This is a genomic window from Sulfitobacter sp. W002, from assembly GCF_025142135.1.
GTDB lineage: Bacteria > Pseudomonadota > Alphaproteobacteria > Rhodobacterales > Rhodobacteraceae > Sulfitobacter > Sulfitobacter profundi.
Genome location: NZ_CP081126.1, coordinates 2,536,084 through 2,558,341, shown reverse-complemented (window position 1 = coordinate 2,558,341; position 22,258 = coordinate 2,536,084). Strand labels below are relative to the sequence as shown.

The following is a 22,258-nucleotide window of genomic DNA, read 5'->3' as shown; positions in this document are numbered from 1 at the left end:
TAGGTCAATCCTCGGTATGGGTCAGCTTGGGCACATCCGACGCCCCCGCGCTGCCGCGCCCCGAGAGCGAGGGGTTTTCCATAAAGAAGCGGTGGCAGTTAAACGCGAACGTCCCCTCCGGCACGGCGGGCCGGGTGAATTTGCCATCCGGCCCCATGACCCAGCTTTGCGCCACGTCAGCCAGATTGGCGGCCATGATCTGGCTGGTGATCTGTGCCTTGACGGTCGGGTTCTCGATCTCGACCAAAGTCTCGACCCGGCGGTTGAGGTTGCGGCCCATCCAGTCGGCGGAAGACATGAAAACCCGCGCTTTTTTATGCGGCAGCCCGTGGCCGTTGCCGACGCAGACAATGCGGCTGTGTTCCAGAAAACGGCCAATGATGGATTTGACGCGAATGTTGTCCGACAGCCCCTTAACGCCGGGCCGCAGCCCGCAGATGCCGCGAATGACAAGGCTGATTTCCACCCCCGCTTGGCTGGCATCATAAAGCGCGTCGATCACCTCGGCGTCGATCAGGGCGTTCATCTTGGCCCAAATCACGGCAGGCCGCCCGGCGCGGGCATGGTCAGCCTCGGTGGCGATCATCTCAAGCAGGCGCGGCTTGAGCGTGGTGGGGGAAATGGCGAGGTTTTCCAACTGCTCAGGCGGGGCATAGCCCGACAGGAAGTTGAAGACTTTCGTGGCATCGCGCCCAAGGCTCGAGTCGCAGGTGAAAAGCGACAGATCCGTATAGATCCGCGCGGTGATCGGGTGGTAGTTGCCGGTGCCGTAGTGGGTATAGGTTACCAGTTGATCGCCTTCGCGGCGTACCACGGTCGAGATCTTGGCGTGGGTCTTGAGGTCGAGAAAGCCATAGACCACATGCGCGCCCGCGCGTTCCAAGCGGCGTGACTGGCGGATATTGGCGGCCTCATCAAAGCGGGCTTTCAGTTCAACCAAGGCGGTGACGGATTTACCATCCTCGGCAGCCTCGCAGAGCGCGCTGACAATCGGGCTGTCGCGCGAGGTGCGGTAAAGCGTCTGTTTGATTGCCACCACATCCGGGTCGCGCGCCGCTTGGGCAAGGAAGCGCACCACCATGTCAAAGGTCTCATACGGGTGGTGCAGCAGCATGTCTTTTTGCCGGATCGCGGCGAACATATCGCCATCGTGGTCGCTGACGCGCTCGGGCACGCGCGGTGTGAACTGCGGCCACAGAAGGTCGGGCCGGGCGTCGGTTACCAGTTTCGACAGATCGGCGATGCCCAACATGCCTTCGATTTCGATCACGTCTTGGGGCCGCACGCAAAGCTCGCGCATGACGACGGATTTCAGCTTTTCCGGGGCCCCTGCGGAATGGGTCAGACGCACGACTTCACCGCGGCGGCGGCGTTTCAGGGCCACTTCGAACTCGCGCACGAGGTCTTCGGCCTCGTCTTCGACCTCAAGATCGCTGTCGCGCAGCACGCGGAATTCGAAATGCGCCTTGAGTTTGTAGCCGGGGAAGAGGTTGGGGATGTTGATGATCAGCAGGTCTTCGAGCGGCAGGTAGCGCAGGCAGCCGTCGGGCGCGGGCAGGGGCACGAAGCGGTCGATCTGGCCGGGGATCGGCAGCAGCGCTTGCAGGGGGCGTTTGTCGCGGCTGCGTTCCAGTTGCAGCGCCAGCGCATAGCCGGTGTTGGGGATGAAGGGGAAGGGGTGTGCCGGGTCGATCGCCAGCGGCGACAGCACGGCGAAGACTTGGTTGAGAAAGACCCCTTCGAGATGCTTGTGGTCCGCCTCGGTCAGGTCGGCGGCGCGCTCCAGCATGATGTTCTGCGCGTCCATCTCGGCCATGAGGTCAACCAGCACGCGCTGCTGGGACATCATCAGGTTGCGCGCGTCTTCGTTGATCAGCACCAGTTGCTCACCGGGGCTCAGCCCATCGGCGGCGGCGGTGGTGTTGCCCGCTTGGGCCAGTTCGCGCAGCCCCGCCACGCGCACGGTATAGAACTCATCCAGATTGGTGGCCGAGATCGATAGGAAGCGCAGCCGTTCCAGCAGCGGCACGCGCGGGTTCTCGGCCTCTTCCAGCACCCGCCAGTTAAAGTCGAGCCAGCTTAGCTCACGATTAAAGAAACGACCCGGCCCGGCGGTATCAAGCTCGGGCAGATCGGTGGCGGGCGGAAAGGGCGCTTGCAGGAAATCAGCTTGGGTCATGCGGGCCTCATGACATTGGAATGTAACGGGTTTGCGAAGGCTTGCGTTAATTATTCCAGTATCACGCGCGGGGCGGGGCGATGTCCAGCACCTGCGCGGCCAGTGCGCGGGTCAACGGGCGCTTCTGCGCGAGGCTGGCAGCATCCAGCCGGTCGACCAGCGCGATGGCGGCGGCAAAGGAACGATCCATCCGGGTCATCAGGTAGTTGATCAACTCCGGTTTCGGCGTCAACTGCCGGTCGGCCAGAAGCTTGACCAGCAGTGCGGAAAGCAGTGCGTCATCGGGTGCTTCCATTTCGACCATCGTGGCGCCACGCATCCGGCTGACCAGATCGGGCAGCGTCAGCCCCCAATGGGCCACCGGCCCGGTGCCGGTGAGCAAGAGCGCCTGACCCTCGGCCAGCACGAGGTTGTGCAGGTGAAACAGAGCCGTTTGCGCTTCGGCGTTCCCGGCGATCAGATGGACATCTTCGACGGCGAGGGGGCCGCGGGCGAGGGCGGGAATGTCGGCCTCCAGCAGGTCGGCAGCACTGATGATGCGGGCGCCCGACAAGTCCGCCCAAACATGCGTCAGATGCGTCTTGCCCGAGCCTTGCGGCCCGGTCAGCGCCAGCTTGCCGCCCGCCCAACCGCGCCAGCCGTCGATCATCGCCATCGCCATGGCGTTGGAGGGGGCGACAAAAAAAGCGTCGCGGCCCAGAGCCGTCCGGCTGGGCAGGTTCAACCCGAGTTGGTGGGCCATGTCAGCGAATGTCCTCGTCGACGGTCGTTTCAGGCTCGCGGCCTTTGTAGAGCACGCTTTCACGGTAGCGCGCCGTGGCGAAACGCGCGATCACCCCGATGGCGGCGGCCACGGGCACCGCGACCAGCAGGCCGACGAAGCCGAAAAGCGTGCCGAAGACCGACAGCGCCAGCAGCAGCCAGACAGGGTGCAGCCCGACTGAGTTGCCGACGAGTTTTGGTGTCAGCAGATTGCCCTCGACGATCTGGCCCAGCACAAAGATGCCCGCCACCAGCCCGATCGACACCCAATCGCCCCAGAATTGGAACAGCGCCAGCCCGATCGCCAGCGCCCCACCGATCAATGCGCCAAGGTAAGGGATGAAAGTGACCAAACCGGCCACGAAACCGACGACGAGGCCGAACTGTAGCCCTACCAGCATCAGCGCCACGGCGTAATAGGTGCCAAGGATCAGGCAGACCGTGCCCATGCCACGCACGAAAGAGGCGAGCGTCGCGTCGATCTCCCGCGCCAATTGCCGGATCGTCGGCGCATGGTCGCGCGGCAGCAGCCGGTCAATGGCGGCAACCATGCGGTCCCAGTCGAGCAGCAGGTAGACGGCGACCACGGGCACGATGACGAACAAGAGCAGGATGTTGATCAGCGAGGCAAAGGAGGCCAGTGCGGTTTGGAACAGTTCACCACCGCGTTCTTGGATCGTCGTGCCCAAGGTGGTCAGCGAGGTGCGCAGCGTCGAATCGTCGTCCAACAGCGAGGGGAAACGGTCGGTGATGAAATCGGTGAAATTGCGAGTGACCTTGGGCGCGGTCTCGATCAGGTTGACGGTTTGGTTCACCAGCGTCGGGATGACCAAAAGCGCCATCAGCACGAAGATCAAAAGAGCCGCCACGGTGATCAGCGCGGTGGCCATCACACGGCTCAGCCCCAGACGCTCCAGCCGGTCGGCCACCGGATCAAGGAAATAGGCAATCGCCCCGCCGAGCAGGAAGGGCAGCAGCACGTCGCCCATGAACCACAATGCCACCATGAACACCGCCGCAGCGATGCCCCAGTATTTCAATTGGTCTCGGATTGGCAGGGCCATGATGCTCTCCGGCAGGGAATGGTCTCACATCGCCCATGTGGCGTTTCGTTTCAAGTCTTGGCTGCTTGACTTGGGGGAGATCGGGTGGCCATCGCAGCAGCACGCTGTTCGTTCTGCACAGGCCGCTTGAGAGATGGGCGCGGTGCGCCGCGGGCGGCTAAGCTCTCGCGCTGCCGTGCGATGTGATTGTCTCGCCTCCTGACATGCACTAGTCAGGGGGCAATTCGCTCAATGAGGAAACACCATGCGTCTGTCCCAATATTTTCTGCCCGTGCTGAAGGAAAACCCTGCCGAGGCGCAGATCGTCAGCCACCGGTTGATGCTGCGGGCGGGGATGATCAAGCAATCCAGCGCGGGGATCTATTCTTGGCTGCCGTTGGGCTACAAGGTGCTGCGCAAGGTCGAAGAGATCGTGCACCAAGAGCAGCAGCGCGTGGGCCATATTCCGATGCTGATGCCGACGCTGCAATCGGCGGATCTGTGGAAGGAATCGGGCCGTTATGACGCCTACGGCCCCGAAATGCTGCGCATCCGCGACAGGCAGGATCGCGACATGCTCTACGGTCCTACCAACGAAGAGATGATCACCGACATCTTCCGCAGCCATGTCGGCTCTTACAAAGACCTGCCGCTGACGCTCTATCACATCCAATGGAAGTTCCGCGACGAGATCCGTCCGCGTTTCGGCGTGATGCGGGGCCGCGAGTTCCTGATGAAAGATGGCTATAACTTCGACCTCACGAAAGAAGACGCGCTGCACGCTTACAACCGCCATCTGGTCAGCTATCTGCGCACCTATGAGCGGATGGGCTTGCAGGCGATCCCGATGCGCGCCGACTCTGGCCCCATCGGCGGCGATGACACACATGAATTCCTCGTGCTGGCCGAGACGGGCGAGTCGGAGGTTTTCTATGACAGCGAGATCACCGATCTGACCTTTGGCGACCGCGAAATTGATCCCAGCGATCACGACGCTTGCCGCGCCGTGTTGGATGAATTCACCTCGCGCTATGCCCGCACGGACGAAACCCACGACCCCGAGCTTTTCGCCAAAGTGCCCGAAGACCGCCAGCGCACCGCGCGCGGCATCGAAGTGGGGCAAATCTTCTACTTCGGCACGAAATATTCCGACGCGATGAATGCCAAAGTGCAAGGCCCCGACGGCAAGCAGGTGCCGGTGCATATGGGCAGCCACGGCATCGGCGTCAGCCGTCTGCTGGGCGCGATCATTGAGGCGAGCCATGACGACAAGGGCATCATCTGGCCTGAGGGCGTGACGCCCTTCCACGCCGGGATCGTGAACCTCAAACAAGGCGACGATGAAGCCGATGCTGCCTGTGATGCGCTTTATAAGAGCCTCAAGGCGCTGGGCCTCGATCCGCTTTATGACGACCGCAAAGGCGGGGCGGGTATGAAATTTGCGACGATGGACCTGATCGGCCTGCCGTGGCGCATTACCGTCGGTCCGCGCGGGTTGAAAAACGGCGTGGTCGAACTCACCAGCCGCCGTACGGGTGAAAGCGAAGAGCTGCCGCCCGAACAGGCGGTCGAAAAGCTGGCGAAAATCTACGCCGGTATTGCCTGAGGTCGCCGATGATCCTGCGGGCGCTGATATTGGCCGGTGGGATCATAGGGGCAGGGATTGCCGCGCAAGGCCCGGGGTTTTCCCGGGCCTATGTGTTTGAGCTAGAGGCCGCAGAGCGGACGCTCTCCGGCGTTGTGGCGCATTTCGACGCTGCCGCCCGCGCCGCCGGGATTGACCGAGAGGCCGCACTTGTCCGGCTGCGTGGGTCGGCTCTGCTAGAACGTCGCCGTATTGAACTGATCGAAAACATCGAACGTCACGCGGCGCTTGAGGCGCAATTGCCGCGACTGCAAACCGCGGGTCCGTTCTTGCGCAGTTATTACCTGCTGCGCGCGCCTGATACAGGAGCGTTGCGCGCAACCGCGCAGATGTTTTCGCCCACCGCGCCGCGCAGCCGTGCCGAACTGATCTTCGCCACCGTAGGCTTCATCGTCGGGACAGCCTTCGCGCGACTGCTTCTCTGGCTGCCCACATGGCCCGCGCGCTTCCGCCGCCGCCGGGCATTGCGTTCTTGACCCTTCTGGGGCAAAGCCTCAGGTTGCGCGCACCTCAGACCGGAGCCCTCCCGCATGGCCAGCAAACCCACACGCACCGCCCCATTCGCGGCCTTTGAATGGATGATCGCTTGGCGCTACCTGCGCGCCCGCCGCGCCGAGGGCGGGGTGAGCGTGATGACATGGATCAGCCTGATCGGCATCACGCTCGCGGTCTTCGCGCTGATTGCCACGCTGTCGGTCCGCTCGGGTTTTCGGGCAGAATTCGTCGACACGATCCTTGGCGCCAACGCGCATGTCACGGTCTACACGATGGGCGAGGTGCAAGAGACCGGCCAGATCGACCGCACTATCGCCAACTACACCGAGATGGCTGCCGAGGTCGCAAAAGTGCCCGGCGTGACCCGCGTGGCCCCCTTGGTGCGCCAGCAGGTCATGGCGAACCGGCGGCAATCCAACGCAGGCGTTGAGGTCTTTGGCATCGCGTCTGATGATCTGATGACCATCCCCGGCATCCAGCCTTCCGAACGCTCTTTCGGCGACATTGGCCGGTTTGAGGAAGGCATCGCCATCGGCAGCGGCGTGGCGCAGAGCTTGGGCGTGCAGGTCGGTGACACGATCAAGCTAATCTCGCCCAATGGGGTGAAAACCGCCTTTGGCACCAGCCCGCGGGTGAACGGCTATGAGGTCGTCTATATCTTCTCTGCCGGGCGCTATGATATTGATAAGACACGTGTTTACCTGCCGATCGCCGAGGCGCAGAGCTTTTTCAACCGCGAGGGCGTCGCGGATGAGTTGGAGGTTATGGTCGAAGACCCCGAGAGCGTTGACGCCATGGCGTCGGCGCTGATGCAGGCGGCGGGCGACCGGGCGCAGGTCTGGACATGGCGCGATGCGTCCGGCTCGTTCCTGTCGGCGCTGGATATCGAGGACCGGGTGATGTTCGTGATCCTTTCGGTGCTGGTGTTGATCGCCGCGATGAACATCGTTTCGGGGCTGATCATGCTGGTCAAGAACAAGGGCCGCGACATCGGCATCCTGCGCACCATGGGGCTGTCTGAGGGCTCGGTGCTGCGGGTGTTCTTTATCTGCGGCGCGTTCACGGGGATCATCGGCACCGCCGCGGGCGTGGTGCTGGGCGTGCTCTTTGCGATCTACGTCGACCAGATTTTCGCCTTCGTGAACTACCTCAGCGGCGGCAATGCTTGGGATGCCTCGATCCGCGGCATCTACTTCCTACCCGCGAAACTGCAACTGGGCGATGTGCTCTCTGCCGTGGGGCTGTCGCTCGGGCTGAGCTTTGTCGTGACGATTTTCCCCGCCCGCCGCGCGGCGCGGATGAACCCTGTGGAGGCCCTGCGCTATGAATGATCCCGTCCTGCGCCTGACCGGCATCTCCAAAGCCTATAACCCCGGCGCGCCCAACGAGGTGCAGGTGCTGCGCGGCATTGACCTGACGGTCGCCCCCGGTGAAGTCGTGGCACTGGTCGCCCCTTCGGGTGCGGGCAAGTCGACGCTGCTGCACATTGCGGGGCTGCTGGACACGGCTGACAGCGGCACGGTGGAGATCGCGGGCGATGACCTGACCGGCCAGAGCGACCGCAAGCGCACCGGGGTGCGCCGGGCGGATGTGGGATTTATCTATCAATTCCACCACCTGCTGCCCGAATTCACCGCGCTGGAAAACATCGTGCTGCCGCAGCTTGCCAATGGCGTGGCCCGCAAGGTGGCCGAGGCGCGGGCGCGTGATCTCTTGGCGCAGGTCGGCATCGCCGAGCGGGCCGACCACCGCCCCGCTGCCATGTCGGGCGGTGAGCAGCAGCGGGTGGCCTTTTGCCGCGCGCTGGCCAATGCGCCGCGTCTGCTGCTGGCGGACGAGCCCACGGGCAACCTCGACCCCTCGACCTCGGATCAGGTGTTTGCGGCGCTGATGGCGCTGGTGCGCGGCACGGGGCTTTCGGCGGTGATTGCCACGCATAACCTCGAACTGGCCGCCCGCATGGACCGGCAGATCCGGCTTGAGGCCGGGCAGCTGGTGCCAGTCTGAGCCGGGACGATTTTACCTGCAGATATTCTCAAGCTCGACCCCGTCCCAAGGCAGGCCCACGTCATAGGGGCGGCTCTGGGGCAGGGGGGCGACGGGCATGACCTCGGACAGCATCGTGTGCAACCGCTTGGTGCGCGGCGCCTGCGGGTCGAGCGCGCGACAGCAGACGAATTCCTCAACGATTGATCCCTGCTGCTCATAGCCGAAATCAAGGAAGCGCGGCTGCGTGTCGACCTCGAAAAGATAGGGATCGGGGCTGGTGAACTGCTCTGAGGCCGCGCGCAGTGGTGAGTAACCGGTGAGCTTGCGGTTCTGCCATTGCCAGACATGGGTGATCTCATGCGCGAGCAGCATCGCGGCGATCAGGCCGATGCGGTCGGGATGATCGGGGAGGTAGTCTTCGAGGTACCAATCCTTGTCGAAAAGCAGATTGTTCCACAGCGCCACGGCGGCGGGTTTGGAGGTGACGGTGTCGCCCTCCTGCGGCGGTAGGATTAACTCCCGGCAGGTGGTGCGCGGGCGCGGTTTGCGGGTGAAGGTCACGGCGCGGGTCGGGGCACCGTCGTGCAGGCGGACGCGGTCGTAGTCGACAGAGGTGCCGTGGATGGTGGAGAGATAGGCGCGCTCGTTGTCGGTCAGCGGACGACCGCAGGCGGTGAGGAGGAGGAGAAGGAGGAGCGCGCGGATCATGGGGGGAGTTAGGACTGGTGTGGGCGGCGGATCAAGGGGGAAGTTGGGGCTGGGTGCTGACGCTGCGGGTAACTGCTGGTGCGGTCCCGACCTGTCGTTCTGTGGAAACCCCTTCCCCCTGGGGATAGCGGCTCTGCCGCGAACGTGCGCAGCACATGAAGGGGCTATGCGCCAAAGGCGCATGGGATACGGAACAGATGTGGCTGGTGTTATGAGGTATTAGTGAAAGTTCTTCCTGTCGTACAATCAGTCTCATGCACCTCGACTATGAAATCTAGTAGGAATGTCGCTAAGAATAGGACGCGCTTGGCTTCTGCGATACTCATATTCGAATGCACTCCTTTTGAAGCATTCGAATTGGTATGCCTGAGAAGTTCTTCAATAGTTTTTGCTTCAAGCGAAAACGTTTTTACTGGGCCGCTAAGCTTCTTTTCGACAAAGTAAGCAAGTCGGTTAAGATACTTGTCTTCTGAAAGTCCGTTCATTGAGTTAGGAGGAGAAATAGCATCAGCTGTCTCTTTCAAAAGCCTTCGGATCTGCAAAACTGACGCTGCATTTCCTTCAGAGGTATTGGCCTCTAGGTAAGAAAATGCTGCTAGGTACATCGGGGAAGCAGTGGGCGCATGTTCTAAGAGGAACGTTGTTACACGTTGCACAGTACTGCCAAGCATTTCTATCGCAGTTGTATCCGCCTGTAGAGAACGTTCAATTTGCGAAGCATAGTTGTGGCAGGCTGTCAGTATATTGGACCGAATTCTCAATAAGATGCCCCGCTTTCGTATGAAAATAAAGCGTGGCCCCGCATTCTCCTTATAGAACATTGCGGTGTCAAACTCGCCAATCCCATTAGGGACGGTGAGAGAGTCAATTGTCATATCGATGGACTGAATTTCGTTGTCGATATGATTTGCCCGCACATACAGAAGGTTACCACGGGTAAAGTTCTCGTCGGCTTCACTATCAAGAATTTTGAAAATACTGAGCGAACGATCATGCGCGGTTTCAGTCACATACTTAATAAAGTCCTTTGCTAAATGACCTATCTCGTTTTGGATAGTTCTATGAGCCTCTTCGTGCGTGCTTTCCTGCAGAAAAACGAAGAAAGCCAAGCTGTGGTAGTCACTAGTAAGGCGAGCCAAACGCACACATGAGATAACGGCAGAACCGACAGCATTGTTGCGAACATCATCAAAGATAGTATCTACGATTTGACCTAGCTTATTGCGCTTATTAACGCTACTCAAACATCCAACTCCTCCACAAACTGCGCGTTCTGCTGAATATACGCAAACCGCATCTCCGGCTTCTTGCCCATCAGCCGCTCCACCAGATCCCCGGTCTCGCCCGGCACATCCTCGTCCACGGTCACGCGGATCAGCTTGCGGGTTGCAGGGTCCATCGTGGTCTCTTTAAGGTCCTTCGCGTCCATCTCGCCCAGACCCTTAAAACGGCTCACGTCGATCTTGCCTTTGCCGCCGAGACCCTTCTCCAACCACATGTTTTTCTCTGCCTCATCAAGGCAATAGACCCGTTTCGCCCCCTGCGTCAGGCGGAACAGCGGCGGGCAGGCGAGATACAGATGCCCCGCGTCGATCAGCGGGCGCATTTGGGTGAAGAAAAACGTCATCAACAAGGACGCGATATGCGCGCCGTCGACGTCGGCGTCGGTCATGATGATGATCTTGTCATAGCGCAGATCGTCGAGGTTGAATTTCGTGCCCATGCCAACGCCAAGCGCTTCGCAAAGGTCGTTGATCTCGGCGTTGGTCGTGAGCTTGCTCGAGGCCGCGCCCAGCACGTTCAGGATTTTACCCTTCAGCGGCAGCAGCGCCTGCGTATTACGGTTGCGCGCGCCCTTGCCAGAGCCGCCCGCCGAGTCGCCCTCGACGATGAACAACTCGGTGCCTTCGCGGGTCTTGCTGGTGCAGTCGGTCAGCTTGCCGGGCAGACGCAGCTTCTTGGTGGCGGATTTACGGGCGGTTTCCTTCTCCTGCTTGCGGCGCATCCGTTCCTCGGCGCGCAGGACGAGGAAATCGAGGATCGCGCCAGCGGATTTGGTATCCGCCGCCAGCCAGTTATCAAAGTGGTCGCGCACGGCGTTCTCAACCAGACGCGCGGCCTCGGTTGTGGCCAGACGGTCCTTGGTCTGGCCGACGAATTCTGGCTCGCGGATAAAGCAGGATACCAGCGCGCAGCCCCCGGTGATCAGGTCGTCGCGGGTGATGTCCTTGGCCTTGCGGTTGTTCGCAAGCTCGCCGTAAGCGCGGATGCCCTTGAGGATCGCAGCCCAAAAGCCGCCCTCATGGGTGCCGCCCTCGGGCGTGGGGACGGTGTTACAGTAGGACTGGATGAAGCCGTCGCGCGCGGGCGTCCAGTTGATCGCCCATTCGACCTTGCCCGGCACGCCAAAGCGCTCTTGGAACTCGACCGTTCCGGCAAAGGGGTTTTCGGCATAGGTGGTTGATTTTCCAAGTGTTTCGCGCAGGTAATCAGCCAGACCGCCGGGGAAGTGAAAAGTCGCCTCCATCGGCGTGTCGCCGTCTTCAATCTCAGATTTCCAGCGGATTTCGACGCCGGAGAACAGATAGGCTTTGGACCGGACCATCTTGAGCAAGCGGGCGGGTTTGAAACGGTGGGCGCCGAAAATCTGCTCATCCGCGTGGAAAGTCACCGTGGTGCCGCGCCGGTTGGGCGCCGCGCCGATCTTCTCCACCGGGCCTTGCGGGATCCCGCGGGAGAAGCGTTGTTCGAACAGTTCGCGGTTGCGCGCGACCTGCACCACCATCGAATCCGACAGCGCGTTAACCACGGATGCACCAACCCCGTGCAGACCGCCCGAGGTCTGATAGGCTTTGCCCGAGAACTTGCCGCCCGCGTGCAGCGTGCAGAGGATCACTTCAAGCGCGGATTTGTCGGGAAACTTCGGGTGCGGGTCAATCGGGATGCCGCGGCCGTTGTCGCGGATGGTGACCGAATAATCGGCGTTCAGCTCCACCTCGATCCGGTTGGCATGGCCCGCCACCGCTTCGTCCATCGAGTTGTCGAGCACTTCGGCCACGAGGTGGTGCAGGGCGCGTTCATCTGTGCCGCCGATATACATGCCAGGGCGCTTGCGGACAGGCTCCAGCCCCTCCAGCACTTCGATGGAGGAGGCATCGTATTCGGTGGGTTCCTGGCCGGAAAGAAGATCGGTCATGCGGGCCTGCTCTTTGTTTGTGGGTGGGGGTCATTTTGACAGCCCCGCGCGCCGGGGGCAATCGCGGGTTTGTCTTGTCGGGCGGATTTAACCCGGTCAGCTGGCTTTGGCGCGCAGCCAATCAGCAAGGGTCTCTTCGTCGATGCGGCCTTGGGCCACTTCGCGGATCAGGTCGCCTGCCTCGACGGTGTCGTGGTCAAGTTGCACCCCATTGAGATCAAGACAGATATCGAGAACGAGATGCGCGGTTCGCTTGTTCGCGTCGTTAAAGACATGCCCAGTGGCAACCGCCACGCAATAAGCCGCAGCGAGGTCAAAGACATCTTCGATCATGCCGTAGACCAGTCGGTTGTCGACCCGTGCCAGCGCTCCTTCGAGTGATTTGTCCAAGGCCATGCCGGCTAGCTCGCCGGGGTTTAACGCGGAATCGTGGATCCTGACGACGAGGTCAGGTGAAAGCAGCACATAGGTCATTTATCTTTGAGATAGTCCAGAATCGGCTGGTTGATGTGCTTTCTGCGGGCAATGCTCTCCATCACCTCATCCAGCGTGGCCACGCGCGGCTCCTCCTGCAGGGTCGCCTCAGCCGGTACGAAATACCCCACACAGCGTGAGTTCTTCATCACCGCCACGGGTTTGCCACCGGAGCGTTCCAATACCTTATGGGGTTCGCGCATTTCGGTCATGGTGGCGATGTGGTTGGTATGGATGCGGGTCATGGCGTGGCTCCTGAATGCACATCTCAATATACATTTGGTTGTGCATTTTACAAGGGCCGCGTCCCGCACCAATCAAGGATCGCCTTTGCCACAAACGACGGTTTTTGGTGGTGCAACCAGTGGTCCGCGCCTTCTATCTCAATCCGGGTAAGGTCTGGCGCGAAGGTTTCCAGCCCCGCGGTGGCTTCGGGCAAAAGGGCGGTATCCTCGGCGCCCCAGATCAGCAGATGCGGGCAGTTCACGCGCAAACGTTCAACCGGGAATTCTGGCAGGTCGCGCAGGGGTTTGCCGGGGGCCGCAACCTGCAGGGGGGAGGCGCGATACCAGTTGATCATTGCCCTCAGCCGCCCCGGACGCCCCCATTCCGCGCGGTAATCCTCAAGCCGCTCTGCCGTCAGCCAACTCAGGTCCATATGCGCCGAAAAGAGCTTTAGCAGCCCGGCGAAGTCGTCTTTGGCCAGCCTCACCGCGCTGCCTTCGGCGCGCAGCGCGTTGATATATTGCGAGGCGCGCGACTGTGCACCGCCTGCGGCCATGGCACGCTGAAAAGGCACGGGATGCACGCCGTTGAGAATGATCAGCCGGGCCACCAACTCGGGCCGGAACATCGCCAATGCGTAGCCCACCGAAGCGCCCCAGTCATGCGCCAAAACTGTCACCGGCCTGTCGCCGATCAACGCGGCCATATCGGCCATAAGATGCGCCATCGCGTAGGGTTCGATCCCTTCGGGCGCACTGCTTTGGCCATAGCCGCGCTGGTCGGGGGCGATGCAGTGAAAGTGCTGGCAAAGCAGCGGGGCCAGATCGCGCCATGCGCCCCCATATTCGGGAAAGCCATGGAGCATGAGCAGCGGCGGAAGGCTTTCATCGCCCCAATGGCGTATGAAAATCTCCTGACCGTTCACGCGGCGGGTTTCGGTCCGTGTTGGTTCCATCGCGAGCCCTCCTGCCATCAGCTTTGCCGCTCAGGGCCGCAGACGCAAGGAATTCATGGCAAAATCAGGGCAACAAAGCCCCGCAACCCTATGACAGAGCGTAAAAACCGGACTTTCCCTTTGCCCAGCCTCGGCGTAAGGCTTGCCCATGACCAAAGTAATGACCAACCGCAATCACGTCCGGGCGATCCTGACGCTTGGCTTGCCGCTGATCGGCGGACATCTGGCACAGATGGCCATCGGGGTGACCGATACGGTCATGCTGGGCTGGTATTCGGTCGAGGCGCTGGCGGCGGTGGTGCTGGGCAGTACCTATTTCTTCGTGCTATTCATCTTCGGTTCGGGCTTTGCCATGGCGGTGATGCCGCTGGTGGCCGCCTATGACGCCGAGGATGATGAGATTGGCCTGCGCCGCGCCACCCGCATGGGGCTGTGGCTGTCGGTGGGTTTTGCGATGATCGCGCTGCCCGCGATGATCTGGTCGCCTGCAGTGCTGGACCTGTTGGGGCAGGGGCCCAACCTTGCCGATACGGCGGGCGATTACCTCAAAGTCGCGGGCTGGGGGATTGTGCCCGCGCTGCTGGTGATGGTGCTGAAATCCTACCTTGCCGCCTTGGAGCGGACGCAGGTCGTGCTGTGGATCACCCTGCTGGCTGCCGTGATCAATGCGATGGCGAACTACGCGCTGATCTTTGGCAACTGGGGCGCACCTGAGCTTGGCGTGATGGGCGCGGCGGTGGCTTCGGTCACGACACAGTTCGTCTCTCTCATCGGGGTGGTGATCTACGTGCTGATCGCCCTGCCGCAGCACAGCCTGTTCGTGCGGCTGTGGCGGGTCGATACGCAGATGCTGGTGCGGGTCTTTACGCTGGGCCTGCCGATTGGTTTGACGACGCTGAGCGAAGTCGGTCTGTTTGCGGCCTCGTCGTTGATGATGGGCTGGCTCGGGACGATCCCGCTGGCGGCGCATGGGATTGCGATCCAGCTCGCCTCTCTGACCTTCATGGTGCATCTGGGGCTGAGCAATGTCGCCACGATCCGCGCGGGCAATGCCTATGGCCGCCGCGACGTGCCGCATATGAAGCGCGGCGCGGTGATTGTCACGGTCCTGTCGCTGGTCTTTGCCCTGATCACCATGGTCGGTTTTGTGGGCTGGCCTGAGCCGTTGATCTCGGTTTTCATGCAAGAGGACGAGCCTGCGCGGGTTGAAATCCTTGCCATTGGCACTGGGCTGTTGGTGATGGCCGCACTGTTTCAACTGGTCGACGGGGCGCAGGTTGTGGCGCTCGGTCTGTTGCGCGGGGTGCAGGATACCAAGATCCCGATGGTGATGGCCGCGATTAGCTATTGGGTGGTCGGCATGCCCTGCTCCTATTTCCTTGGCTTCACGCTGGGGTTCGGAGCGATGGGCATTTGGGCCGGTCTGGTGGCGGGGCTGGGCGTTGCGGGGCTGCTGCTCAACGCGCGGTTCTGGGGCGTCACGGTCAAGTCACTGGCCGGGTAACTCTCAGCCCCGATCCATCCGATCCGCCTTTTTACGCACCAGCGTGCTGCGCAGGTCGTGCATTGCTAACAACAAGTCATCCGTCACCGCATCCAACTCGGCATCCGTGGCGCGCGATTGTGCCCATTGCGTGGTGAGGTTCAGGTGATCCACCGCGCGGCGGATGTCGTCAATCTCCCGTGCGGCAAGGGTTTCGCGGCGCGCCTTTGTCCAGCGGGCGATCTCGGACTTATCGGCTTCGGTCAGATGGTGCTGCCCATGGGGCTTTACCTCACCGTTGCGGATGTTGACGACGGCGATCTGCTCCATCTCAATCCGGCGTTGGCGGTTTTCAGCATCCAGCCGAAACACCGCCGCGCCATTCTCGCGGACCCTGAAGTAATAGTCGGGAAGATCGCCTGCCATGGTTCGCCCTTACGTCAGCCCGGCACAGAAGGTTTGGATGCGGGTGCATGCCTCTTTCAACGCCTCGTCAGACGTAGCGTAGCTGACGCGGAAATTCGGCGAAAGACCGAAGGCCGCGCCAAAGACGACCGCAACGCCGGTTTCCTCAAGCAGGGCGGTGGCGAAGGTTTCATCATCTGTGATCTTGGTGCCTGCCGCTGAGGTCTTGCCGATCAGCCCTGAAATGGAGGGATAGACGTAGAAGGCCCCCTCGGGCGTGGGGCAGGTGATGCCGTCAATGGCCGAAAGCATCTCCACCACCAGATTGCGGCGGCGCACGAACATCTCGTTGTTCTCAGCGATGTAATCCTGCGTGCCATTCAGCGCCTCAACCGCGGCCCACTGGCTGACCGAACAGGGGTTCGACGTGCTTTGCGACTGGATCTTGCGCATCGCGCCGATCAGCTTTTCTGGCCCCGCGGCATAGCCGATGCGCCAGCCGGTCATAGCGTAGGCTTTCGAGACGCCGTTGACCGTCAACGTGCGGTCGTAAAGCGCGGGTTCCACCTCAGCCGGGGTGCAGAACGCGAAGCCGTCATAGGCGAGGTGCTCGTACATATCGTCGCTCATCACCCAGACATGCGGGTGGCGCATCAGCACATCGGTCAGGGCCTTCAACTCGTCGCGGCTATAGCCCGCCCCGGTGGGGTTCGAGGGCGAGTTGAAGATGAACCATTTGGTCTTCGGCGTGATCGCCTCTTCCAGCGCCTCGGGGGTCAGTTTGAAGTTATTCTCGAGCGTGGCGGGGGCAATCACCGGGGTGCCGCCTGCGAGCAGCACCATATCGGGATAACTAACCCAATAGGGCGCGGGGATCACGACCTCTTCGCCGGGGTTCATCGTGGCCATCAGCGCGTTATAGAGGATCTGCTTGCCGCCCGTCCCGACGCTGACCTGCGCGGGGGTGTAATCCAGCCCGTTGTCGCGTTTGAACTTGGCGCAGATCGCCTGTTTCAGCTCGGGGATGCCATCCACGGGGGTGTATTTCGTCTTGCCTGCGTTGATCGCGGCGACTGCAGCGTCCTTGATGTTCTGCGGCGTGTCAAAGTCCGGCTCGCCCGCGCCAAGTGCGATAATGTCGCGCCCCGCGGCCTTGAGTTCTGCGGCCTTGGTGGAGACGGCGATGGTGGGCGACGGTTTGACCCGATCAAGGGTCGCGGACAGCAGTTCCATTTCAGCCTCGGATTGCTTATGAATATCCCCACGTTCATAGGGGGCGGCCCCGCACCCGGCAAGGGTGTCTGGCAGGAGATAAAGCATGACCGACGAGATTGACTGGTACGGCCCCGAGGCCGCCACCTTTGGTGACCGGGTCGCGGCGGCCCGCGAACAGACCGGCATGACACAGGCGATGCTGGCCAAACGGCTGGGCGTGCGTCTGTCCACCCTGCGCGGCTGGGAGGACGATCTGTCTGAGCCGCGCGCCAACCGGCTTTCGATGCTGGCGGGGCTTTTGAATGTCTCGATGATGTGGTTGATCAATGGCGAAGGCGAGGGGGTCGATGCCCCCGAAGCGGGCGAAACCGCGCGGCGCGTCGATCTGGAAGAAGTGCTGGCCGACATGCGCGCCCTGCGCACCGACCTGCTGAAAAAGGCCGAGACTGTCGGCAAAATGGAAAAGCGCATTCGGCGCCTTATGACGGAGCCCGCGGATGCCTGAGGTCCATGAACACCGGTTGAAACGCCTGCAAATGCGCTCCATGCGCCGGGGCATCAAAGAGATGGACCTGATCCTATCGGCCTATGCCGAGGCGCGGCTGCCGCAGATGGATGACGCGGGGCTCACGCTCTATGATCAGATGCTCAATGAGAATGACCACGACCTCTATCTTTGGGTCAGCGGACAGGCCGACGCCCCCGCCGAATATGCGGCATTGGTCACAGATATCCGCGGGCAATTGGCCGAGGCGCGGGGCTGATTCAAAAAACCCGAAAGGGTTTAACGAATTATTCTGATTTTTCAGCGAGTTTCCGGTTCGAACGAGGTGAACCGGAGATTTCGCATGAGCATTCAAGACCCCGCTGCGCAGCCGATGGCCATAAAGGGTTTTATGGCAGGCTATCTTGAGTCCCTGTCCTTGGTCGAGCGGTTGCACCGCTTGCTGCTGGACGTGATCAAGGACGAATTCGAACGTGTCGGCGTGTTAGAGATCAACGCCGTGCAGGCGCTGCTTTTGTTCAACATCGGCGATAACGAGGTGACCGCGGGCGAGCTGAAAAGCCGCGGCTACTATCAGGGCAGCAACGTCAGCTATAACCTCAAGAAGCTGGTCGAAATGGGCTATATGCACCACCAGCGCTGCGAGATTGACCGCCGGTCCGTCCGCGTTCGGCTGACCGAAAAGGGGCGCTATATCCGCGATGTGGTGGCCGAGCTTTTCTCGCGCCATGCCGATGGAATGGAAAACAAGGGTGTGCTGGGCGATGCAGGGATCGAAGATATCACCCGCTCTCTCAAACGGATGGAGCGGTATTGGACGGATCAGATCCGCTATATCTACTGATCGCGGCCAGGGGGGATGAGGTGGGAGTAGACCCTCCCCTCCACTTCCCGCAAGAGCTTTTGGGTCATGGCGCGGGCGTAGTCCTCAAACCCCTCAGCGGCCTCAACGAATGCGCCGGGGCCGAGCATGACTTCGGCCCGGTAGTATGACGCCAGCGCGCCGATCTCGGCCTGCCGACTGTCACCAAGGGCTGGGTCTTCCGCGCCGATCACCAAACCGTTGATGGTCAGCTCCTGCGGCCCAAGGGGCTGCGCGTGCAACCTGTCGCGTATATCCCGGGGCCGCGGCCCGAAGTTCGAGATGCCATCGCCCGAGATATCCAGCGTGTGTTTCTGGCAGGCGGCGCGCGTCGCCAACTGGCGCGCGCCAAACTGCATCGCATCCCCCAATGCCGTGCCGGGAGACGCCTCGCGCCGCTCGGTGCTGCGCAAAAGTGCGATGGCCCCCTCAAGCGCCGCCGCGTTGCTCAACGTGGTCCAAGGCAAGATCACCGTCTGATCACTGGACCCGCTCCATTCATAGATCATCAGGTCGACGCCATGCTCCGGCAGCGCCAGCAGGGCGTCCCGCACACGCGGATCGTTCAGCGCGTCGGCCAAACCGCCGATTTGCAACCGATACTCTCGCGCATCGACCGAACCAGAGACATCCAGCCCCAAGGCGAGCGCCTGCCGACAAGCGGCCTCGGCCGATGGGATGGCAGTGATCGTGAGAAAGAGGGCGAGGGCCGCGCGGATCATCCCAGCGATCCACTTAGCCTCGGCGGCACCCCCTTGGGGGCGACCGAAGAGGGCACATCACGCACCGGACGCCGCGCGAGCCGAAAAAGGGCCGCCCGCGCTGCGCCCATGGGCGCGAGCATCAGCGCCAGCAGGGCAGTGATGCAGAGCCTTACCAATGACCGGTGTTTTCCATGCTGGCCCAAGGTTCCTGCGCGGGCAGGGCGTCACCCTCTTGCAGCAGTTCGACCGAGATATTGTCGGGCGAGCGGACAAAGGCCATGCGCCCGTCGCGCGGCGGGCGGTTGATAGTCACGCCGTTGTCTTGCAGGTGCTGGCAGGTCTCATAGATATTCTCAACCGTATAGGCGAGGTGGCCGAAATGGCGGCTGTCACTGGGCAGCGCGTCATCGCCGTCCCAGTTATAGGTCAGCTCCACATCCGCATGGCCATCGTCCATGCCCGGCGGGCAGAGGAAAACCAGCGTGAAACGGCCCCCATCGTTGTCGATCCGGCGCCGTTCCACAAGGCCCAGAAGTTTGTAAAATGCGATAGAGGCGTCCAGATCCTTCACGCGCACCATTGTGTGCAAGTATTTGATGGGCATCGGTTTTCCTTCAGTTGGGCCGCTTGGGACAAGGTTAGAACACCCTGTTCGGGCCGAAAATTCGTCGTCAAAAAGTCGTCACAAAACGGGAGGCGGCAAAATATGCCCGCCGCGCTTTGATAGAGAGTTTAGGCGCGAAACCACCGGTGTCAAAGGCGGCAACGGCATTGTCAGGCGATTGCCCCCGCAAAGCCCGCCTTGAGGCGCGCGGCGCGGAAGGGTATGCAAAGACAAATGTCACGGATAACGGGGGCCTGCGTGAAACAGTACCATGATGCGCTGCGCGAAGTGCTGGAGCAGGGGGTGACCTCGACCGACCGCACGGGAACGGGGACGATCTCTCATTTCGGGATGCAACAGCGCTACCGGATGGCCGATGGCTTCCCGCTGGTGACGACGAAGAAGCTGCATCTGAAATCCATCGTGCATGAGCTTTTGTGGTTCCTCTCTGGCGACACGAATATCGGCTACCTCAAGGAAAATGGCGTCCGCATCTGGGACGAATGGGCCGATGAGAACGGTGACCTCGGCCCGGTCTATGGCCATCAATGGCGGCGTTTTCCGATGGTGGGTGAGCCGATGCCGCAGCCCGATGGGACGGTGCTGCATCAGGCCGGTCAAGTCGACCAAATCGCCAAGCTGGTCGAGGCGATCCGCAAGACCCCCGACAGCCGCCGGCTGATCGTTTCGGCGTGGAACCCCGGCGAGGTAGATCAGATGGCGCTGCCGCCCTGCCATACGCTGTGGCAGGTACGCATCGCGGGCGGCAAGCTGCATTTGCAGCTTTACCAACGCTCGGCGGATATGTTCCTTGGCGTGCCGTTCAACATCGCCTCCTACGCGCTGCTGCTGGAGATGTTGGCCCATGTCACCGGCTACGCGCCGGGCGATTTCGTGCATTCGATGGGCGACGCGCATATCTATTCCAACCATCTGGAACAGGTGCAGACCCAACTTGCGCGCACCCCCAAGCCGCTGCCAAAGCTGCGGATCAACCGCGAGGTGAGCTCGATCTTTGATTTCCGCTACGAGGATTTCACCTTCGAAGGCTATGACCCCGACCCAGCTATCAAAGCGCCGGTGGCCGTCTGATGCTGAGCCTGATCGTCGCCCGCGCCCGCAATGGCGCCATTGGCAAAGACGGGGATATCCCTTGGTCGCTGCCCGAAGACCTGAAATTCTTTCAGCGCGAAACCACCGGCGGTGCCATCATCATGGGGCGCCGCACATGGGAAAGCCTGCCGTTCAAGCCCTTGAAAAACCGTTTGAATTGCGTGGTCTCCAGCACCGATATTGAGGGCGCCCATGTGGCGCGCGACCCGCAGGCGGCCTTGGGTCATTGCGCGGCTGAGGGGTGTCGCCGGGTCTACGGCATCGGCGGCGAAGGCATCTATCGCGCGCTTCTACCCTTGGCGGATCGGCTCTTGGTGACCGAAGTCGACGTGGAAATCGACGCGGCAGACGCATTTTTCCCCGAGTTTGACCCCGAAGAATGGATCGAGCTTGGCAATCTTTGCCTGCGCGCGACGGGCCCGCGCGCCATCGCGCGGGAGTGGTTGCGCCGCCGCTGACAGCCATTGACATAGGCCGCGCGCCGCGCATCACTGCGGCCTATGTTTGATCTGTCCGCACCACCTGAGGGGTTTGTCGAAAACCCATTCCCCCATTACGACCGCCTGCTGCGCGAGACCCCGGTGCTGCGCCAGCCCGATGGCTCTGTGTTGATCTGCCGCCACGCGGACCTGAACGCGATTTACCGCGACACCAGGCTTTATATCTCGGACAAAAAGCAGGCCTTCGCGCCGAAATTCGGCCCCGGCAGCCCTCTGTTTGAGCACCACACCACAAGCCTCGTGTTCAATGACCCACCGTTGCACACCCGCGTGCGGCGGATTATGACATCGGCCCTGACGCCCAAGGCGCTGGCACGGATGGAGCCGGGGCTGATCGACACGGTAGACCGTCTGCTGGAAAGGCTGGGCCCCACGCCGGACCTAATCGAGGACTATGCCAGTTGCATTCCGGTGCAGATTATCGGCAACCTGCTGGATGTGCCGATGGAAGAACGCGGCCCCCTTCGGGACTGGTCACTGGCGATCCTCGGCGCGCTAGAGCCTACCTTGAGCGACGCGGAGTTGGAGGCGGGCAATACTGCTGTGCGCGCGTTCAAAGCCTATCTGCAAGACCTCATCGCCCGGCGCCGGGCTGAGCCGGGGGATCCTGAAACCGACGTGCTGACGCGGCTCATTGCCGGAGATGACGGCGGGCAGTTGACCGAGATCGAGTTGATTCAAAACTGCATTTTTATTCTCAACGCGGGCCATGAGACGACAACCAACCTGATCGGCAGCGCCCTCGCGCTGCTGCATGACCACCCGGATCAAAAGGCGCGATTGCTGGCGGAACCCGCGCTGATCGGTCCCTGTATCGAAGAGGTGCTGCGCTTTCGCTCGCCCAACCAGTTCGGCAACCGCGAAACCACGGCCTTCGTCACGATCGGCGGGGTGGAGATTGCCGCGGGGACCAACCTGCATCTTTGCATCGGAGCGGCCAACCGCGACCCGGAAGTATTTGAGAATCCGACGAAATTTGATATCGGGCGCAAACCCAATCGGCATCTGGCCTTTGCCGGTGGTCCGCATGTCTGCGTGGGGCTGACCTTGGCACGGATGGAAGGAAAAATCGCCCTCCAACGCTTTCTGAACCGTTACCCGGACTATGAAATCAGCGCGGCGCGTCAGGGTGGCGAGCGCATCCGTTTTCATGGCTATGCGACGCTTCCGGCGCGGTTAAGTTAAAGACGCACTGC

24 protein-coding genes are annotated in these 22,258 nt (G+C 61.6%); 11 read left to right on the top strand and 13 right to left on the bottom strand.

Going from position 1 to position 22,258, the window contains the following annotated elements; translation table 11 throughout:
- Positions 1–4: 4 nt before the first annotated feature.
- The 3 genes from K3758_RS12560 to K3758_RS12550 all read right to left on the bottom strand — a co-directional run bounded on the left by K3758_RS12560 (position 5) and on the right by K3758_RS12550 (position 4,005).
- Complete coding sequence (locus K3758_RS12560; RefSeq protein ID WP_259945464.1) at positions 5–2,179, bottom strand: RNA degradosome polyphosphate kinase; 2,175 nt, start codon at positions 2,177–2,179, stop codon at positions 5–7.
- Between the two features lie 61 nt (positions 2,180–2,240).
- The gene (locus tag K3758_RS12555) at positions 2,241–2,921 is read right to left on the bottom strand and encodes an HdaA/DnaA family protein (protein WP_120351536.1); all 681 of its coding nucleotides are present in this window, start codon (positions 2,919–2,921) and stop codon (positions 2,241–2,243) included.
- Position 2,922: 1 nt separating this feature from the next.
- Positions 2,923–4,005, bottom strand: coding sequence for an AI-2E family transporter (locus tag K3758_RS12550; protein ID WP_067937490.1), 1,083 nt, complete (start codon positions 4,003–4,005; stop codon positions 2,923–2,925).
- 244 nt (positions 4,006–4,249) lie between these two features.
- Between K3758_RS12550 and proS the strand changes: the two genes are divergently transcribed.
- Genes proS through K3758_RS12530 form a run of 4 tightly spaced genes read left to right on the top strand, consistent with a single transcriptional unit; the run spans position 4,250 to position 8,131 of the window.
- Positions 4,250–5,590, top strand: a complete 1,341-nt coding sequence (gene proS, locus K3758_RS12545) for a proline--tRNA ligase (protein ID WP_067625347.1) — start codon at positions 4,250–4,252, stop codon at positions 5,588–5,590.
- A gap of 8 nt (positions 5,591–5,598) precedes the next feature.
- The gene (locus tag K3758_RS12540) at positions 5,599–6,105 is read left to right on the top strand and encodes a DUF2937 family protein (RefSeq protein WP_259945455.1); all 507 of its coding nucleotides are present in this window, start codon (positions 5,599–5,601) and stop codon (positions 6,103–6,105) included.
- 54 nt (positions 6,106–6,159) lie between these two features.
- Positions 6,160–7,455, top strand: a complete 1,296-nt coding sequence (locus K3758_RS12535) for a lipoprotein-releasing ABC transporter permease subunit (protein ID WP_259945453.1) — start codon at positions 6,160–6,162, stop codon at positions 7,453–7,455.
- On the top strand, positions 7,448–8,131 hold the full coding sequence (locus tag K3758_RS12530) for an ABC transporter ATP-binding protein (protein ID WP_067625338.1): 684 nt from the start codon (positions 7,448–7,450) through the stop codon (positions 8,129–8,131). Before K3758_RS12535 ends, K3758_RS12530 begins: the two co-directional genes overlap by 8 nt.
- 12 nt (positions 8,132–8,143) lie before the next feature.
- Here K3758_RS12530 and K3758_RS12525 read toward each other — a convergent pair whose 3' ends face one another.
- From K3758_RS12525 to K3758_RS12500, 6 genes are all read right to left on the bottom strand, one after another.
- Positions 8,144–8,821 (bottom strand): hypothetical protein, encoded by a 678-nt coding sequence (locus tag K3758_RS12525; RefSeq protein ID WP_259945448.1) that lies wholly within the window; start codon positions 8,819–8,821, stop codon positions 8,144–8,146.
- A 209-nt stretch (positions 8,822–9,030) separates the two neighbouring features.
- Positions 9,031–10,065: a hypothetical protein gene (locus K3758_RS12520; protein ID WP_259945445.1), complete on the bottom strand. Its 1,035-nt coding sequence runs from the start codon at positions 10,063–10,065 to the stop codon at positions 9,031–9,033.
- Positions 10,062–12,017 carry a DNA topoisomerase IV subunit B gene (gene parE, locus K3758_RS12515; RefSeq protein WP_259945443.1) on the bottom strand — a complete coding sequence of 652 codons (1,956 nt, stop codon included), beginning with the start codon at positions 12,015–12,017 and terminating at the stop codon, positions 10,062–10,064. Before parE ends, K3758_RS12520 begins: the two co-directional genes overlap by 4 nt.
- Before the next feature lie 96 nt (positions 12,018–12,113).
- On the bottom strand, positions 12,114–12,491 hold the full coding sequence (locus K3758_RS12510; protein WP_259945441.1) for a type II toxin-antitoxin system death-on-curing family toxin: 378 nt from the start codon (positions 12,489–12,491) through the stop codon (positions 12,114–12,116).
- Complete coding sequence (locus K3758_RS12505; RefSeq protein WP_259945439.1) at positions 12,488–12,736, bottom strand: hypothetical protein; 249 nt, start codon at positions 12,734–12,736, stop codon at positions 12,488–12,490. Before K3758_RS12505 ends, K3758_RS12510 begins: the two co-directional genes overlap by 4 nt.
- 47 nt (positions 12,737–12,783) lie before the next feature.
- Positions 12,784–13,671, bottom strand: coding sequence for an alpha/beta fold hydrolase (locus K3758_RS12500; RefSeq protein WP_259945437.1), 888 nt, complete (start codon positions 13,669–13,671; stop codon positions 12,784–12,786).
- A gap of 148 nt (positions 13,672–13,819) precedes the next feature.
- Between K3758_RS12500 and K3758_RS12495 the strand changes: the two genes are divergently transcribed.
- Positions 13,820–15,175 (top strand): MATE family efflux transporter, encoded by a 1,356-nt coding sequence (locus K3758_RS12495; RefSeq protein WP_259945435.1) that lies wholly within the window; start codon positions 13,820–13,822, stop codon positions 15,173–15,175.
- Positions 15,176–15,178: 3 nt separating this feature from the next.
- Here K3758_RS12495 and K3758_RS12490 read toward each other — a convergent pair whose 3' ends face one another.
- Positions 15,179–15,580: a hypothetical protein gene (locus K3758_RS12490; RefSeq protein WP_259945432.1), complete on the bottom strand. Its 402-nt coding sequence runs from the start codon at positions 15,578–15,580 to the stop codon at positions 15,179–15,181.
- Positions 15,581–15,589: 9 nt separating this feature from the next.
- On the bottom strand, positions 15,590–16,792 hold the full coding sequence (locus tag K3758_RS12485; protein WP_259945430.1) for a pyridoxal phosphate-dependent aminotransferase: 1,203 nt from the start codon (positions 16,790–16,792) through the stop codon (positions 15,590–15,592).
- An 85-nt stretch (positions 16,793–16,877) separates the two neighbouring features.
- Here K3758_RS12485 and K3758_RS12480 point away from each other — a divergent pair, with 85 nt between their 5' ends.
- The 3 genes from K3758_RS12480 to K3758_RS12470 all read left to right on the top strand — a co-directional run bounded on the left by K3758_RS12480 (position 16,878) and on the right by K3758_RS12470 (position 18,123).
- Positions 16,878–17,279 (top strand): helix-turn-helix domain-containing protein, encoded by a 402-nt coding sequence (locus K3758_RS12480; protein WP_120351523.1) that lies wholly within the window; start codon positions 16,878–16,880, stop codon positions 17,277–17,279.
- Positions 17,272–17,538: a succinate dehydrogenase assembly factor 2 gene (locus tag K3758_RS12475; RefSeq protein WP_120351522.1), complete on the top strand. Its 267-nt coding sequence runs from the start codon at positions 17,272–17,274 to the stop codon at positions 17,536–17,538. The genes K3758_RS12480 and K3758_RS12475 overlap by 8 nt, the downstream gene beginning before the upstream one ends.
- Positions 17,539–17,622: 84 nt before the next feature.
- Positions 17,623–18,123 (top strand): MarR family winged helix-turn-helix transcriptional regulator, encoded by a 501-nt coding sequence (locus K3758_RS12470; protein WP_067942516.1) that lies wholly within the window; start codon positions 17,623–17,625, stop codon positions 18,121–18,123.
- Here K3758_RS12470 and K3758_RS12465 read toward each other — a convergent pair.
- Both K3758_RS12465 and K3758_RS12460 read right to left on the bottom strand, forming a co-directional pair.
- A complete protein-coding gene (locus K3758_RS12465; protein ID WP_259945419.1) occupies positions 18,117–18,863 on the bottom strand; it encodes a DUF1194 domain-containing protein in 747 nt (248 codons plus the stop codon). The genes K3758_RS12470 and K3758_RS12465 overlap by 7 nt on opposite strands.
- A gap of 151 nt (positions 18,864–19,014) precedes the next feature.
- Entirely contained in the window at positions 19,015–19,449 is a 435-nt protein-coding gene (locus tag K3758_RS12460) for a VOC family protein (protein WP_067942520.1), read from the bottom strand.
- Positions 19,450–19,707: 258 nt separating this feature from the next.
- On the opposite strand from K3758_RS12460, the gene K3758_RS12455 reads away from it, so the two are divergent.
- The 3 genes from K3758_RS12455 to K3758_RS12445 are packed head-to-tail and all read left to right on the top strand — an operon-like array spanning position 19,708 to position 22,247.
- Complete coding sequence (locus K3758_RS12455; RefSeq protein ID WP_259945410.1) at positions 19,708–20,541, top strand: thymidylate synthase; 834 nt, start codon at positions 19,708–19,710, stop codon at positions 20,539–20,541.
- A complete protein-coding gene (locus K3758_RS12450; RefSeq protein ID WP_259945407.1) occupies positions 20,541–21,020 on the top strand; it encodes a dihydrofolate reductase in 480 nt (159 codons plus the stop codon). The genes K3758_RS12455 and K3758_RS12450 overlap by 1 nt, the downstream gene beginning before the upstream one ends.
- A 42-nt stretch (positions 21,021–21,062) precedes the next feature.
- Positions 21,063–22,247, top strand: a complete 1,185-nt coding sequence (locus K3758_RS12445; protein ID WP_259945405.1) for a cytochrome P450 — start codon at positions 21,063–21,065, stop codon at positions 22,245–22,247.
- Positions 22,248–22,258 lie beyond the last annotated feature (11 nt).

Coding starts and splice junctions, on each gene's coding strand:
- K3758_RS12470 (WP_067942516.1), top strand. CDS start 17,623: ATGAGCATTCAAGACCCCGCTGCGCAGCCGATGGCCATAAAGGGTTTT.
- K3758_RS12485 (WP_259945430.1), bottom strand. CDS start 16,792: ATGGAACTGCTGTCCGCGACCCTTGATCGGGTCAAACCGTCGCCCACC.
- K3758_RS12490 (WP_259945432.1), bottom strand. CDS start 15,580: ATGGCAGGCGATCTTCCCGACTATTACTTCAGGGTCCGCGAGAATGGC.
- K3758_RS12465 (WP_259945419.1), bottom strand. CDS start 18,863: ATGATCCGCGCGGCCCTCGCCCTCTTTCTCACGATCACTGCCATCCCA.
- K3758_RS12530 (WP_067625338.1), top strand. CDS start 7,448: ATGAATGATCCCGTCCTGCGCCTGACCGGCATCTCCAAAGCCTATAAC.
- K3758_RS12495 (WP_259945435.1), top strand. CDS start 13,820: ATGACCAAAGTAATGACCAACCGCAATCACGTCCGGGCGATCCTGACG.
- K3758_RS12540 (WP_259945455.1), top strand. CDS start 5,599: ATGATCCTGCGGGCGCTGATATTGGCCGGTGGGATCATAGGGGCAGGG.
- K3758_RS12560 (WP_259945464.1), bottom strand. CDS start 2,179: ATGACCCAAGCTGATTTCCTGCAAGCGCCCTTTCCGCCCGCCACCGAT.
- parE (WP_259945443.1), bottom strand. CDS start 12,017: ATGACCGATCTTCTTTCCGGCCAGGAACCCACCGAATACGATGCCTCC.
- K3758_RS12555 (WP_120351536.1), bottom strand. CDS start 2,921: ATGGCCCACCAACTCGGGTTGAACCTGCCCAGCCGGACGGCTCTGGGC.
- K3758_RS12510 (WP_259945441.1), bottom strand. CDS start 12,491: ATGACCTATGTGCTGCTTTCACCTGACCTCGTCGTCAGGATCCACGAT.
- K3758_RS12445 (WP_259945405.1), top strand. CDS start 21,063: ATGTTTGATCTGTCCGCACCACCTGAGGGGTTTGTCGAAAACCCATTC.
- K3758_RS12500 (WP_259945437.1), bottom strand. CDS start 13,671: ATGGAACCAACACGGACCGAAACCCGCCGCGTGAACGGTCAGGAGATT.
- K3758_RS12450 (WP_259945407.1), top strand. CDS start 20,541: ATGCTGAGCCTGATCGTCGCCCGCGCCCGCAATGGCGCCATTGGCAAA.
- K3758_RS12475 (WP_120351522.1), top strand. CDS start 17,272: ATGCCTGAGGTCCATGAACACCGGTTGAAACGCCTGCAAATGCGCTCC.
- K3758_RS12550 (WP_067937490.1), bottom strand. CDS start 4,005: ATGGCCCTGCCAATCCGAGACCAATTGAAATACTGGGGCATCGCTGCG.
- K3758_RS12535 (WP_259945453.1), top strand. CDS start 6,160: ATGGCCAGCAAACCCACACGCACCGCCCCATTCGCGGCCTTTGAATGG.
- K3758_RS12525 (WP_259945448.1), bottom strand. CDS start 8,821: ATGATCCGCGCGCTCCTCCTTCTCCTCCTCCTCACCGCCTGCGGTCGT.
- proS (WP_067625347.1), top strand. CDS start 4,250: ATGCGTCTGTCCCAATATTTTCTGCCCGTGCTGAAGGAAAACCCTGCC.
- K3758_RS12460 (WP_067942520.1), bottom strand. CDS start 19,449: ATGCCCATCAAATACTTGCACACAATGGTGCGCGTGAAGGATCTGGAC.
- K3758_RS12480 (WP_120351523.1), top strand. CDS start 16,878: ATGACCGACGAGATTGACTGGTACGGCCCCGAGGCCGCCACCTTTGGT.
- K3758_RS12505 (WP_259945439.1), bottom strand. CDS start 12,736: ATGACCCGCATCCATACCAACCACATCGCCACCATGACCGAAATGCGC.